A 12540-nucleotide genomic window follows, 5' to 3' on the forward strand; every position below is an offset into this window, starting at 1 on the left:
GTTACTTGTTCGCGCGATCGCGCATGAAGGAAAGTTGGCTGTAGTCGGTCAAGGGTTCATCGTCCATGCCAGCCAGGACACGAGCGGGATTGATTGCACCGAGAACACGGCCAGCGTGCTGGCGCAACGCTTCGACGCGAAGGCCGTCCATCACGTGCGGCCGTCGCGTCTCTGAGCCCGGTTCGCCCGACACAGCCGCGATATGGTCGAGCACAACAGAACGACCGGCGTCCATTGCGCCATACTCGCGCGGCACTTCTCCCGTGCCAGTCTCGACGACGCCTTCTTCGTCCGGTTGACCGGCCGCAATATCCTGATTCACAGACGCGAGCAAGCTGGTTCCGCTATTCAAAATTGCCGTCGCGGCGATCATCGCGTTACACAAGACCTGTTCAGCCAGTTCGACAATCGAGGGGTCGAATTCAAGTCCGGCATCTTTCGCCTTCGTGATCTTCGAATGTGCATCGGCCGCGAACACCAGGTCGCTACATACGCGCTTTGCGTCGCCCATAAACGCCGCCACTTCGCCCGCGTGTTTTCCCGTGTACTTCATACCCTTTTCCGTGCTCGACTTCGCCGGGCGTTGCGTGCGCGACGCGTCTTTAGTTGCCTTCGTGATATGGCGATTGGATACAGACATTTTGTAGGACTCCTATGGTGTTTAGTTTGATGACCGGGCGTCGTGTTGACCCCCTTCGTTAAGTGGTATTTAAACCTGAATTACAGGCGGAGGGAAGAGAAAACGACTTAGCGCTGATTCTTTCAGGATCGAAAATATTAGCGCCGGAAAAAGTTATCCCTTTTCCTGGTTCGTGACGCTATTAACTGCGGTCTGCATATGATGCTGAAGACGGTCGTCGATTTCTTTCGCCAGCGTCTTAGCGTCCATACCGGCCGCGTTGATATTGAAGTTGATCGTCGGCGCTGCCGCCATAGTTCCGCCGACGCGTTGCGTGGTGAGTGACGTCGGGCCGTTCGAGCCGTCGATAATCTGCTTCTTATACGTTTCCATCGCAGCCAAGCCGCGCTGTGCGACGAGCAATTGATTTTTGAAGTCGCCAACCTGAATAGGCGACAGGCCGACAGGGTTCTGAAGCCGCGCGTTCGCTTGATTCGCGCTGTTCAAATACCCCGCTTCGAGGTTGTCGGTTGCGTACTGAACGTCACCCTTACCAACGCCGCCATGTGTCAACTGCTGCACGGGAACACCCAGCGCGCCCGCGATCGCCTGTTGGGTTTGGGTCAGCATCAACGACTCACGGCTTTGACCGATGCCGTGACCGCTCCCGTACCCTGACTCGAATGCCATTTGCGCCGTATTGAATCCGGCCTTGTCGGTGATAGGCTTGTCGGAATCGAAGCCTTTCGACTTCAAATACGCCAGATAGGCGCCTTGATTGTTCTCGCTGGCGGGCGCGTACTTACTGATGATCTTTCTCGGTGTGTCGAGCCCCTTCGCGTAATAGTTGCTGTCGAGCAATGCACCATGCGCGGCGACGCCCGCTTCCATCGACGGGAAAATTGCGAAACGCCCATCGGTTCCGGTCGCACCATGCGCCGTAGCAAACGCGCCAGCCTCAAGATTGCCGGGGTTATTGTTGCGAAGTCCCTTACTCCCTGCATTTCCACCCGGAACGGGGGCATTGCTCGAACCCTTCACGCCGTTCGCCGCGCCGATGTTTCCCGCCCATGCCGCCCATGCTTGGTGTTGGTCAACCGCGCCGCTGAAGGTTGCAACTGCGGACGAAAACAGGTTCATCGCGAGCGTCGTTTGATTGGCGGTCTGAATCCCCTTCGAGTTCGCTTCGTCCAGCTTCGTGACATTCGCGGACGTCTTCGCCTGTTCCTTTTTCTTCTCTTCCGCAGCCTTCGCAGCGGCCTGCTTCTGTTCGGCTGTCGGCGCGTCTGAAATCCATGTATGCCCAGGTCCGAAATGTCCCCCTGGACCGGACGCGGGCGTTTCGGCCGGTGGCGCATTGTTCACGCGTCGACCGTTGACGATCTTGTATCCGAGTCCTGTCGGCGGGGCACTAGGGGCCGTCGCTTTGTTGAATGCGTCGACCATCGTCGTGATCAGCTTCACGAACTTTTCAGCGGCCGGGAGAAGGTTCTCGCCAAGCTTTATGTCAAGTTCGTTGATCGTCTCTTTGAATTTCGAAAGATCATCGTTGAACTTGGCTAGGCTCTGCTCTGCCTGTTGCCGCTGGGTTATTTCGGCCTGCGTGATGTTGTTGATTTCGCCAATGGCCGGTCCGAGTTTTTGCAGCGACAACAGCCAGTCTTGCGAAAAGCCCGTGGCCTTTGCGATGCCCTGAACCTGCGAACCCGACTTGCCCTGAAGCGACGTCGCCATTTGGCGCATTTCGTCATTGATACCGGTCGGGTTATCGTACGATCCCGGATTGACGCCTAAGAATTGCTGCATCTGAAAGCGTTTCATGCCGGAAGGATCGGTGAAAGCATCGTTCGACATTTGCGATAGACGCTGCACGCCCGACAATGCAGCGTCGCGGCTCACCATGCCGCCGGAAGCGCCGCTGATCGCTCGTTGGTAATTCTCGACTCGTGTCCCGCTCACGCCTAGTTGCATGCCCGCCAAGCGTTGCGCGTTGAACTGGCTTTGCAGGTCCATGACCGACTTGATACCGATCGCGAGTGCACCGACAGCACCAGCCGCAACCGCGAATTCCGCGCCCATGCCTTTGACTGCGTTTGCTACGGACGAAAGACCCGGAATCATCTTATCGAGTTCACCAGCCGCGCCGGTTGCGAAGTCCTTAAGGCCTTTCCCCGCTTTTGATTGCGCCTTGTCTATGCCCTGCATTTTCTGCTGCAATCGTTCGAGCCTTTGCAGACTGTCGGTTAAATCTGTTTTGTACTGCAAAACGAAAGTGTCAAGGTCATTTGCCACGGTGTGATATTCCTAATTTATTGGGTTGGTTAGTCGCGGATGACTTGCGAGAAAGAAAAAGAGAACTGATAGTCGTCGACCGTGCGGCGCGAGCGAATCAGGACGCCTTGCGAAAGGGTGATGCTCGAACCGTCTTGCCAATCTATTTCGAAGGACACCTGTTCGCTATGATCGCCAGCCATGACGCCATAGCTGTTCGAAAACGGAACCGGCTCGATCATGATGAAGTTGTGCGCGGCTTCGCTGTCGGGCTTCACGTGCAACGTCACTTCAGCGACCGGCCGCATACCCGCACCGTTTTTGTCGATCACCTTGGCGTCGTACGTCTTGAATGCCGCGAGCGATTGCACGCCGTCACCGTCGACCAAGTTTTCATACGGCTGGATCACGAACGGTTTGCGAAATGCCTTCGTGGTTTGAACCGTTACGACAGCCGGGAAATAGATTTCATTCGATACGCGCTCGAAGTTCATTTGGACAACCCTTCAGTGGCTTCGGCAATGATCGGCAACAGGACCGAAAGGGGGCAGGCGTAGCGGGAAAATTTCGTACCGCCCATTTCTTCGAATCCTAGATCACGCATTGCCGCTGCAATCCGCTTAGACGACGGTAGAACGGAACCCTGTTCCGTCGCGGCCTGGACGATTGCCGGTATCTCGTAAGCGACGCGACTGTCTCGCGTGGCGCCGAATTTGGCCCCTGCAATGGCCCGCTTCAATGTGAGCATGTCCATCACGCCGATTTCAGTTCGTTGAAATCGGCGCGCTCAATCGCGTACCGGCCAGCCGAAGCACGCTTGAAACCGAGCCTCAACAGCGTTTCGTGAACCTTCCCCTGTGCGGGCATTGCACGCCGTGAATCCAGGGCGTAAGCGCAAAGTTCGTCGACCGAAATCGTTAGCGAACCATCGGCTCGAATGTGCATTTCGCGTCTGCTTTCGAGCGCGATCACGGCGTTTTTGATGTCGAGAAAAACTGTGCTCATGGTATTGACTCCCTTAATTGCCGGTACGCCCGAACCAGCCCTGATGTTTCAGTGCATTGCCGCCGGGCCGCTTCGACTCGACCAGCGCTTCGAACTGACGCGCGGCCTTCTCTTTACGGTGCGGTGCAATGGGCTTCGCTGCAAGGTCGACGATCTTCAGGTGTATGCCCATCAAGGCATCGGACGAGCGACCGGCGTTCGCTTGCTTATGGCGCTTCCAGGCCGCGCGAATCCCACGCTCACCGATAGCGGCTGCGATTTCTTCCGACGCGATCGCGAAGCTGGTTGTCTGCTCGTACAGTTCGACAATGCGTGCGAGTTCGTCCGGGTGACCTTCGACACCATTCAGCAATGCACCGGCCGCGACACGATCGAACCCAGCGACACGCGCGGCGACTACGGTCAATAGTTGCTGGCGATTCAGAATCGCTTCGAGATTTGCCGCAACTTCTTCAGCGGTGAATTCGTCCGTGTAGTCGTTCAGGTGGATCGATTTAAGCATGGTCAGGATTCCTATATAGATTGGGGTGATCGTTGACGCTTGCCGTGCTGTTTATGCGTCTTCGTTGGACTCCATTTAAACCTGAATTACAGGCGGAGGGAAGGGAAAACGACTTAACGCCGGATCAAATAGCGCCGGATTTTTCGAAGGGTACGAGTGCGGTGCGATCTGATACGAAGGCTGAGCGTTATGAGGTGGACGCTTGCGGTCTGCATCCCTTGTGGAGTAGGGAGCGCGTTAGGAAATTCGGCGCTAAGTGATTCGGCGTTATGGATTTTCGGCCGTATTTATAAGGGTAATGCGGTTAATATCTAGTCGTTCGATCGACAAACGTCGACGGTACAAAAGGCGAAGCCCCTAGATTCTTCCCGCCAAGGCTGATCTAAGGGCTTCAAGTGAAACACACCGCAACCGCTTGCAATGGCTTCAATCGCTATTGTACAGGGTTCGGAGTCCTAAAAGGATTGACCCCATGCACATCGCACAAACCATCGTCGACAACGTCCCGTATCTGATTGCCGCCGTTCTGATCGTTCCGCGCGCTGCAAACTTCATTCTGTATGACGTCGTCGACTCGATCGCGGCCCGCTTCCACTCACTCACACACTAAGGGGATTGATCCATGACCGCACCCAGCAAAGACATGTTCGGCGCCGCACTCCCTGTTGGTATGGGGAAAGAATTCGCGGACACGTTGCGCCGTATCGACATGACGCCGTCCGAAGCCGGGCGACTCTTCGCCGCCTGGGTCGTGATGCACAAGCGTTTGCCCTTCCCGGTAAATTTCAAGCGCACGGCAAACACTCGCGAATCGCTTAATGAAGCGCTCGACGTTGCGGCTGTCGACAAGTCGTCTTTCTTCGATCGGGTGACGAAATGAAATCGATCAAAGAACTGTATATCGGCGCGGCTATTGTTGCCTTCATTATCGTGTTTGGCGTCCTTTCCGCTATAGCCTATCAAGAGGGTCAAGCGCCCGCACATGGTGATCGCATACCGGCCGCAGAGCGCCCCGAATGGTTCGAGTCGTATCGCACCTATGGCGACCCTGTGACCGGCCTGGGTGACGCAATAACGACAAAGGACATTGACACCAACCACCTGACGCGCAACGCCGACGGCTCTATCACGGCGATCGTTCTCACGTCATACAGCAAGGGGTTTCCGTCGTTAGCCCATTCCGACAGCCCGGCGAATATGGTCTACCACGTGATCATTACCTATCACCTTAAATGCGGCGCTCAAGTGCAGGTTGAGTACGAATCGCAAGTCTCCTATTCCGCTGGGTGGTCACGGGTCGGTGAAGGTGAGGACTTGCCGAAAGGGTTTAACGACATTGGATATATCGGCAAAGACATCACGTTGCCGCTCGCGTGCGACATTGCGAAAGGGACGGCCTAATGTACAGGGCGGAAGCTATATCGAACTGGAATAAATAGCGCACGAATTCTAAGGCGGCTTGTGAGAAATTTTAGCAAACGGAATGCGGCGCTTAGTGATTGGGCGCTAAATCGAATTCGACGCTATTTCCGCTGCGCGCCATGTAACAATGCTGTAGTCGAAATCCTTCGACACCCGTATTACGGCTTTCTATTTGTACCGCAGCACTGAACACCCTTCGCCCAAATAAGTACGACAAAAAGAAAGCCCGCTAGCGTTATCAGCGCTTGTGCGGGCTTAAAAAATGTCTTATCCGGGGCAAATTATGGCACGTACGCCATTGTTTATCAAAGTTATTTTTGCACTCCTAATTGCTTTTACTGGGGTGCATCGTCATGGCTAAAAAGATCATTCGCCCGTCGGTCGACAACATCGACGATACGCGCTCGCTCGACCTTTTCGAACTCGAAGCGCAAGGGTACGCGTCCGAAGCCGTCGTCAGCGCGGATTGGCAAAAGGCGGCGCGGGCTGTCGCTAAACAGGAAACAGAACAACGCATCGTTGAAGCGACGAAGATCGTCGACCTTGTCGAGCGCGCCAAAAACATCGCGGAAGATATCCTGTTCGAAGACATTCGCAAGGTTCGCATGGGCGACATGTTCATTGCCGTTCCTGAAGACACCGCGACCAACCGGCGCACCGTGCTCGACTACCTGTTCAAGGACGCATCGGAGCGGCCGCGCTTCGATGAATTCAAGGGACGTGTGGTCGACCATCGCGGCGTGATAATCGATGATTTTTACGACGCAACCGAATACCTCGACGCATTCAACGCGGCCGGGTTGCGCAAGATGGAATTCAACAAGGTAATCGAAGCGGTGCGCCTGTTCGCCCTGCGGCATCGTCAGAACGACCTTACACAGCGCGTATTGAGCGTTACGCCGGAATGGGATGGCGTTAAGCGCATGGATAGCGCGTTGATTCGCATGTTCGATGCGTTTGACACGCCGCTGAATCGCGCGTTCGGCGTCTACTTCTGGACTTCGTTTTTCATGCGCGTCACGCGGCCCGGCGAAGAAGCGCCCATTGTATTGACGCTGATCGGCGCGCAGAACTGCGGGAAATCGTACTTCGGGAAATTGCTGGCGCGGCTAATCACCGGCAACCGTGAAGCCGATTCGGTGCAATACGACCTGGACACGAAGCCGCTCGACCTTCTGCGCGACATCACCGGGCATTCCGTCGTGTGCGCCCTTGGTGAGCTTGCGGGCTATCAGCGCTCGGACGTGAACCGTCTTAAGAACCTGATCACCCGCACTCACGATCAGATGCACCAGAAGTTTGAAGGCGTGTTGCAGCAAGCCCGGCAATGGATTTTTATCGCAGACGCCAACCGTTATAACGGATTGCTTAGGGACGAAACGGGGAACCGTCGTTTCTACCCGATGTTTTGCGCGCAGACGACGGACCATGACGGGAATACGGCGTGGCGCGAAGACTTCAAAGCGGACTTTAGCGACTTCGAGTCGAACCTTTGGCAACTCATGGCCGAGGCGCGCGCATGGATCGAAGAGAACGGAATCGACGGCTATAGCGCTATGGTGCGCGACGTGTCGCGGCAAGTCTTCGAATGGTCACAGGGCGAAGCGAAGGCCGGGCGCGGCGTGATCCAGGACGACAGCGTTTTGCCGTTCGTTCCGGCCGCGTTGTCTAGTGCTCCATGCCGGGAAGTTAAAAAGCGCGACGGTTCCGGTATATCGTATGTGTTCTATGACCGTGTCGACCTGATCAGCGCGATTATTCAGGCTGCGACGCCGATCGATCCCACGCGCGAAAAGCGATTCCTTACCGACCTTGCGAAGGCGTGCGCGATGAAAGGCGGCGCGGTTCCGGCTCTTCGTGATTCCGGTCGCGTACCGGGCTTCGCGTTCTATGACCATCCGAACAAAGCGGCATTGCTTGCGGATATCGGTGTGACCGGCGACCAGGACGAAGTTAGGTTGATTGCCGGGACACCATCGCAACCGTCGGGATTCTGAAATAGAAAATCAAGTTTTGCAGGGTAACACCAGCGCGCGGCGTGCTCTAACGGGTACGCCGTTTTCACTTGTGCGCCGCACGGAATCCTTAGTGAGACGCCCCCTTAGTGAAAACCGGTTCACTAAGGAAATTTTAATAAATGCCGCATAATCAATGACTTAGCCGCGATTATTTTCCTTAGTGAACAAAAGGGCTTAGTGAAATCGAAATTGCAACCGGTTATAGGGCCGTGGATTCCTACAGCTTTATAAATACATTTCACTAGATCACTAAGACACTAAGGCAATTTGTAAGGTAGCTAAAGCCATATCTGGCGCGGCTTTCGGCGATTTTCGCTTAGTGAAATTCTTGCAGTGCGGCCCTTCACTAAGCGCGCGGCTCTCACTAAGGCAATTTGTAAGGTATGCACTCCCTGGTAGCGCGGCCATACCCGCCGAACTGTTTTCCGTTACGAGCCGTGGCGTAACGGAAAACAGGGTCATCCGATCGTGTTGCTTGCGCGTGAGTTGCAGCACCGTCGACCGAATACGTACTAAAACGTCCGTTTTAAGACTCATAGACGCGGCACTGAACGGACGTGTATTAAAACCTGACTTATTTATTTAGTACATGTGCTAAACTAGAGATACCGTATTAGTACATATCCCAGCTTCAGGACTCAACATGACCCGCGTTTTCGCTTATTGCCGTGTATCAACCGCTGATCAGCACCCCGAGAACCAAGTTCAGGAAATCGCTGGCGCGGGCTTCACCGTCGACGCTCACAGGGTCGCCATGGAGCACGTCAGCGGCTCGACGGTCGCAAGCCAGCGCCCTGGGTTCGCCAAGCTGTTAGAGCGGATCGAGCGCGGTGATACGTTGGTAGTGACGAAGCTTGACCGCTTAGGCCGTGATGCGATCGACGTACAGCAGACCGTTCAGACACTCGAAGCAATGGGCGTCCGCGTTCATTGCTTGGCGCTTGGCGGCGTCGACCTAACCAGCCCGGCGGGAAAGATGACCATGGGCGTAATTACCGCCGTTGCACAGTTCGAGCGCGACTTGATTATCGAACGCACGAACGCCGGATTGCAGCGCGCCAAAGCGGAAGGGAAGAAGCTGGGTCGACCGGCCGCGCTGTCACCGGATCAACAGAGACAGGCGCTTAGTCGGCTGGCTGAAGGTGAAACGGTCTACGGCGTCGCGAAATCGTTCGACGTGGCGCGTCAGGTGATCATGCGCATTCGCGATAGCGCCCAGAAATAGCCCCCAAACGACCATTTACGCACGACCAAATACGTGCTACGTGTACAATTCAGTTTAACTAACGAATCGCAAAGAGGGTCCAGCTATGACCGAAACTAATATGACGGCGTTCGAATTGGAATCGATCACGAAGCGGACCTATGCGCGTTACATCGCGGCCCTGTTGCGTGGTCAGGATCAGGTCACAGCGGCGAAGAGTGCAAAGGTTCCTGCGGCGTACATCGAAGATTTCCTTTTGGACTCTGCACGCGACCCGATGTTTCACGCAATGATGCGTGACTCGCTCGACGGTCTAGACCTTTCGATGTTGTGGGATGAAAAGCTTCACGCACTCGCGTTGCTTCGGCTGATCAACGGCCCGTACACGAAAGACGTCGCGCGTATCGCTGCACTCGATCGCATTGCAGCCCTGTACAAGATCGACACAATCACGGCGCCCAAGGCTGGCGGTTTGCCGAACTGGCGCGACCTGTTGAACGCACCCGTGCCCGGCGCGAGCAAGCCCGCCAGCGGCCCGGCTGATAGTTCCGAAGGGGTAGACAAGCAATGAAGCGCGAAGACGCTACGGCGATCCTAGCGGACCATGGGCGCCAAGCGTTGGCCCGCGTGATCTACGTCGAAATGCCCGGCACCCATCGCGATATCGACCTGTTCTATGAAATGTACGCACCAGGACGCGACGCGCTCGAACCCGGCGACGCCTTTTACGAGTTCGACCCTGCCCTGTTTGAGTCGTTCTATCGTCAAGGCGACCCGTGGTTCAAGCGTGCGATCGACCTGGACGATAGCGGGACGATTGAAGGGCTGATCGACGCGCACCTGAACGGCCGGGCGCCGCCGTTCAGTATCGAAACCCTGCACGGCGTGTTCAACAGTCGCGAGACGCGAGACACACTCAGCGCAGCGCCAGAAGGTACGAAAGAGTTCGAGCTATTCAGTTGGCTTTGCAACCTGTCGGAACCCGCCCAGGTGGCGTGTTTTGTATTCCTTAATCGACGCTGGCCGAACGCTGGATCAGAAGACGAATTCGAGCGCGCCGCCAGCGAGACTTATCACACACTATTGAGCCCGGAAAAGGACTAACGATCATGGGAATGTTCAAACGTGAAGCCAAGCCAGCAACGAAGCCAGCAACGAAGCCAGCAACGAAGCCCGGCGCATCTTTCTTTGACGGCGCGGCACACGAAGACACCGGCGCGGACGCCAAGCCCGCCAAGGCTCGGAAAACACGCGGCAAGGGCATCGCGGCCGAATCGCAACCCGTTCAGGCTGTCGACCAACGCGAACCGCTGCAACAGAGTATTGAGCACCCGCGTGCAGCCGTTATGCGCATGCTGGAACGCGCCGAAAGCGGGCAGCGTGACGAACAGCCAACGAGCGCAGAGCGAACCGCAACGTTCCGGCGCCCTTCGATCTATAACAGCGTGGGGCTTCGCTCGAATGGTCCGATTCACTTCAGCACGCACGGCCCGGATGAATACGACACGCTGTATGCGAACTCGATAGCAGCGGAGCGGGCTGAAAAGAAGGTCACGCAGGAACGGCGCGCTTTCGCCGGGCTCGAACTTCTGGCGCGGCTGTTGACGCCTGCGAAACGCAAGGTGTCGTGACCGAGCGAAGGGCGCTAGCAAGCGATTCAAGGCGATCGGCAATTACCGTTCGCGCCGCGACTTAAGCGCGCCGCCGATACGTCGTCGACGTGGCGCCCGACCGTCAGGGAACGCCGATAGTGTAGGCCGTAGTGTAGTTTTACCGCAACAGATCAGGCTGGATAAGGCGAAATGAATTCCTGATCAGAACGAGGGCTAAGACTCTTGGCTGAAACTCTTGGCTGAAAACAAAGCTGAAATGACGGACAGCTCTAAAGGAGTGTTACTCGGTCACTCGAACTGGTCTGCAAATTCTTCGGGTGTAAAAGCCTTGATGGCGAGCGCATGAATACCCTGCCGCAGCTCGTCGGCCAGCGCATCATACACCAGCCGATGCCGCGCCACGCGTGGCTTCCCGGCGAATCGGGCCGCCACGATGGTGACCGTGTAGTGACTGCCCGCCGAGGCGCCGGCATGGCCGGCATGCGCCGCGCTGTCATCATCGATATGCACCGACGACGCTTCCAGCGCCGCATTGAGCCGCGCTTCGAGATAAGCAATCTTGCCCTCGGCGGACGCGTTGACGAAGTTTTCTTTAAAGCCGGGATCGCTCATTTCCCTTCATCCTCTTTCATGTACTTCGCGAGCCACAAACTTTGCGCCACGATAAACACCAGCAAGCACCCGGTCGCGCCGAACAGCTTGAAGTTGACCCATTGATTGGTGGTGTAGTTGAACGCGACGAACAGATTCACCACGCCGAGAATCGCGAAGAACACAGCCCAGGCGAGATTCAATTGGCCCCACACGCGATGTGGCAACACGATCTGCTTGCCCATCATCGCTTCGATGAGGTTCTTGCCGAAAGCGAATTGCGACACGATCAGCGCACCGGCAAAAAGCCAGTAGAGCGCAGTGGGTTTCCACTTGATGAACGTATCGTTATGCAGCACGAGCGTCGCACCACCAAATACCACCACCACACCCAGACTCACCCACAGCATGGGATCGACCTTGCGATGCCGGAATGCGACCCACGCGATCTGCACAAGCGTCGCAACGATGGCCACAGCGGTCGCGGTGTAGATGCCCCAGATCTTGAATGCTACGAAGAAGAGGAGGATCGGAAATAGATCAAACAGAAATTTCATGTCGTAGGGGCGGTAGGGGGCAAAGAGGGCATCAATTTGAAAGCGCGCATGCGCCGCGGTTCGTCGGTTGGCCGGTTCGCTACTGGCACAACACGACGCCTGGCGAGTGAATAGCCGCGGTCAGCCGCGTTTGGCCAGATTTGGCCCCAAGTCAGCCGCGTTTAAAAAACACGCGGCGAGGTGGCTCGCCGCGCCAACGCCGACTTGCTGGAGCATTGATTCATCGGCCGGCGTCGCCCGACGCGCTTACTTGGGTTCGAATTGTAGCGCAGCCGAGTTGATGCAGTAGCGCAGACCGGTCGGCGCGGGACCGTCCTCGAAAACGTGGCCCAGATGCGCGCCGCAGTTCTTGCACTCCACTTCGATGCGCAGCATGCCGTGCGCATGATCCGTCTTTTCCTTGATGACTTCGCCGTTGATCGGCTTGAAGTAACTCGGCCAGCCGCAACCGGCATCGAATTTCGTAGCCGACTCGAACAGCGGTGTGCCACAGCACACGCAGTCATAGATGCCCCGTTCCGTGTGATCCCAGTATTCGCCGGTGAACGGCCGTTCGGTGGCGGCGTGGCGCGTCACCTGGTACTGGATATCGGTCAATTCCTTTCGGTACTCGGCGTCGTCCTTCTGCAGCGGAGCAACGGGGTCGATGGTTGCTTTAGTGAGATCGTCTCGGTTCATGGTTCTCTATCTCCAGATCTTTGGCGGAGCCTGACAAGGAATGCGGCTCGCTCGGCTCAT

General features: G+C 56.4%; 17 protein-coding genes. 8 read left to right on the forward strand and 9 right to left on the reverse strand.

Features of this window, described 5'->3' with window-relative positions:
* Nucleotide 1: 1 nt before the first annotated feature.
* From FH08_RS0116050 to FH08_RS0116075, 6 genes are all read right to left on the reverse strand, one after another.
* Nucleotides 2-640, reverse strand: a complete 639-nt coding sequence (locus FH08_RS0116050) for a hypothetical protein (protein ID WP_031359292.1) — start codon at nucleotides 638-640, stop codon at nucleotides 2-4.
* Between the two features lie 153 nt (nucleotides 641-793).
* Nucleotides 794-2911 carry a hypothetical protein gene (locus tag FH08_RS49510; protein ID WP_051888305.1) on the reverse strand — a complete coding sequence of 706 codons (2118 nt, stop codon included), beginning with the start codon at nucleotides 2909-2911 and terminating at the stop codon, nucleotides 794-796.
* A gap of 29 nt (nucleotides 2912-2940) precedes the next feature.
* A complete protein-coding gene (locus FH08_RS0116060) occupies nucleotides 2941-3384 on the reverse strand; it encodes a hypothetical protein (protein WP_031359294.1) in 444 nt (147 codons plus the stop codon).
* Nucleotides 3381-3638, reverse strand: coding sequence for a hypothetical protein (locus tag FH08_RS0116065; RefSeq protein WP_152602843.1), 258 nt, complete (start codon nucleotides 3636-3638; stop codon nucleotides 3381-3383). Before FH08_RS0116065 ends, FH08_RS0116060 begins: the two co-directional genes overlap by 4 nt.
* Before the next feature lie 5 nt (nucleotides 3639-3643).
* On the reverse strand, nucleotides 3644-3895 hold the full coding sequence (locus tag FH08_RS0116070; protein ID WP_031359296.1) for a hypothetical protein: 252 nt from the start codon (nucleotides 3893-3895) through the stop codon (nucleotides 3644-3646).
* 13 nt (nucleotides 3896-3908) lie between these two features.
* Nucleotides 3909-4397, reverse strand: coding sequence for a hypothetical protein (locus FH08_RS0116075; protein WP_031359297.1), 489 nt, complete (start codon nucleotides 4395-4397; stop codon nucleotides 3909-3911).
* Nucleotides 4398-4869: 472 nt separating this feature from the next.
* Here FH08_RS0116075 and FH08_RS52575 point away from each other — a divergent pair, with 472 nt between their 5' ends.
* From FH08_RS52575 to FH08_RS0116115, 8 genes are all read left to right on the forward strand, one after another.
* Nucleotides 4870-5007 carry a hypothetical protein gene (locus FH08_RS52575; protein ID WP_160172477.1) on the forward strand — a complete coding sequence of 46 codons (138 nt, stop codon included), beginning with the start codon at nucleotides 4870-4872 and terminating at the stop codon, nucleotides 5005-5007.
* 12 nt (nucleotides 5008-5019) lie between these two features.
* On the forward strand, nucleotides 5020-5277 hold the full coding sequence (locus tag FH08_RS0116085) for a type II toxin-antitoxin system RelB/DinJ family antitoxin (RefSeq protein WP_152602844.1): 258 nt from the start codon (nucleotides 5020-5022) through the stop codon (nucleotides 5275-5277).
* Nucleotides 5274-5798, forward strand: a complete 525-nt coding sequence (locus tag FH08_RS0116090; RefSeq protein WP_031359299.1) for a hypothetical protein — start codon at nucleotides 5274-5276, stop codon at nucleotides 5796-5798. Before FH08_RS0116085 ends, FH08_RS0116090 begins: the two co-directional genes overlap by 4 nt.
* 374 nt (nucleotides 5799-6172) lie before the next feature.
* Nucleotides 6173-7816, forward strand: a complete 1644-nt coding sequence (locus FH08_RS0116095; RefSeq protein WP_051888306.1) for a VapE domain-containing protein — start codon at nucleotides 6173-6175, stop codon at nucleotides 7814-7816.
* A gap of 664 nt (nucleotides 7817-8480) precedes the next feature.
* Nucleotides 8481-9062: a recombinase family protein gene (locus FH08_RS0116100; protein WP_031359301.1), complete on the forward strand. Its 582-nt coding sequence runs from the start codon at nucleotides 8481-8483 to the stop codon at nucleotides 9060-9062.
* An 85-nt stretch (nucleotides 9063-9147) separates the two neighbouring features.
* Entirely contained in the window at nucleotides 9148-9612 is a 465-nt protein-coding gene (locus FH08_RS0116105; protein ID WP_152602845.1) for a hypothetical protein, read from the forward strand.
* Complete coding sequence (locus FH08_RS0116110; RefSeq protein ID WP_031359303.1) at nucleotides 9609-10145, forward strand: hypothetical protein; 537 nt, start codon at nucleotides 9609-9611, stop codon at nucleotides 10143-10145. The genes FH08_RS0116105 and FH08_RS0116110 overlap by 4 nt, the downstream gene beginning before the upstream one ends.
* A 5-nt stretch (nucleotides 10146-10150) precedes the next feature.
* A complete protein-coding gene (locus tag FH08_RS0116115; RefSeq protein ID WP_152602846.1) occupies nucleotides 10151-10672 on the forward strand; it encodes a hypothetical protein in 522 nt (173 codons plus the stop codon).
* Between the two features lie 270 nt (nucleotides 10673-10942).
* Here FH08_RS0116115 and FH08_RS0116120 read toward each other — a convergent pair whose 3' ends face one another.
* From FH08_RS0116120 to msrB, 3 genes are all read right to left on the reverse strand, one after another.
* A complete protein-coding gene (locus tag FH08_RS0116120) occupies nucleotides 10943-11266 on the reverse strand; it encodes a BolA family protein (RefSeq protein ID WP_031359305.1) in 324 nt (107 codons plus the stop codon).
* Nucleotides 11263-11802 (reverse strand): septation protein A, encoded by a 540-nt coding sequence (locus FH08_RS0116125; protein ID WP_031359306.1) that lies wholly within the window; start codon nucleotides 11800-11802, stop codon nucleotides 11263-11265. Before FH08_RS0116125 ends, FH08_RS0116120 begins: the two co-directional genes overlap by 4 nt.
* Before the next feature lie 246 nt (nucleotides 11803-12048).
* Complete coding sequence (gene msrB / locus FH08_RS0116130) at nucleotides 12049-12480, reverse strand: peptide-methionine (R)-S-oxide reductase MsrB (RefSeq protein WP_031359307.1); 432 nt, start codon at nucleotides 12478-12480, stop codon at nucleotides 12049-12051.
* Nucleotides 12481-12540: the final 60 nt, after the last annotated feature.

This window comes from Caballeronia sordidicola (assembly GCF_000729995.1).
GTDB lineage: Bacteria > Pseudomonadota > Gammaproteobacteria > Burkholderiales > Burkholderiaceae > Caballeronia > Caballeronia sordidicola_A.

Bases quoted from the DNA above. Each gene is read 5' to 3' on its own strand.
- FH08_RS0116050 (WP_031359292.1), bottom strand. From the start codon at position 640: ATGTCTGTATCCAATCGCCATATCACGAAGGCAACTAAAGACGCGTCG.
- FH08_RS0116060 (WP_031359294.1), bottom strand. From the start codon at position 3,384: ATGAACTTCGAGCGCGTATCGAATGAAATCTATTTCCCGGCTGTCGTA.
- FH08_RS0116065 (WP_152602843.1), bottom strand. From the start codon at position 3,638: ATGCTCACATTGAAGCGGGCCATTGCAGGGGCCAAATTCGGCGCCACG.
- FH08_RS0116070 (WP_031359296.1), bottom strand. From the start codon at position 3,895: ATGAGCACAGTTTTTCTCGACATCAAAAACGCCGTGATCGCGCTCGAA.
- FH08_RS0116075 (WP_031359297.1), bottom strand. From the start codon at position 4,397: ATGCTTAAATCGATCCACCTGAACGACTACACGGACGAATTCACCGCT.
- FH08_RS52575 (WP_160172477.1), top strand. From the start codon at position 4,870: ATGCACATCGCACAAACCATCGTCGACAACGTCCCGTATCTGATTGCC.
- FH08_RS0116085 (WP_152602844.1), top strand. From the start codon at position 5,020: ATGACCGCACCCAGCAAAGACATGTTCGGCGCCGCACTCCCTGTTGGT.
- FH08_RS0116090 (WP_031359299.1), top strand. From the start codon at position 5,274: ATGAAATCGATCAAAGAACTGTATATCGGCGCGGCTATTGTTGCCTTC.
- FH08_RS0116095 (WP_051888306.1), top strand. From the start codon at position 6,173: ATGGCTAAAAAGATCATTCGCCCGTCGGTCGACAACATCGACGATACG.
- FH08_RS0116100 (WP_031359301.1), top strand. From the start codon at position 8,481: ATGACCCGCGTTTTCGCTTATTGCCGTGTATCAACCGCTGATCAGCAC.
- FH08_RS0116105 (WP_152602845.1), top strand. From the start codon at position 9,148: ATGACCGAAACTAATATGACGGCGTTCGAATTGGAATCGATCACGAAG.
- FH08_RS0116110 (WP_031359303.1), top strand. From the start codon at position 9,609: ATGAAGCGCGAAGACGCTACGGCGATCCTAGCGGACCATGGGCGCCAA.
- FH08_RS0116115 (WP_152602846.1), top strand. From the start codon at position 10,151: ATGGGAATGTTCAAACGTGAAGCCAAGCCAGCAACGAAGCCAGCAACG.
- FH08_RS0116120 (WP_031359305.1), bottom strand. From the start codon at position 11,266: ATGAGCGATCCCGGCTTTAAAGAAAACTTCGTCAACGCGTCCGCCGAG.
- FH08_RS0116125 (WP_031359306.1), bottom strand. From the start codon at position 11,802: ATGAAATTTCTGTTTGATCTATTTCCGATCCTCCTCTTCTTCGTAGCA.
- msrB (WP_031359307.1), bottom strand. From the start codon at position 12,480: ATGAACCGAGACGATCTCACTAAAGCAACCATCGACCCCGTTGCTCCG.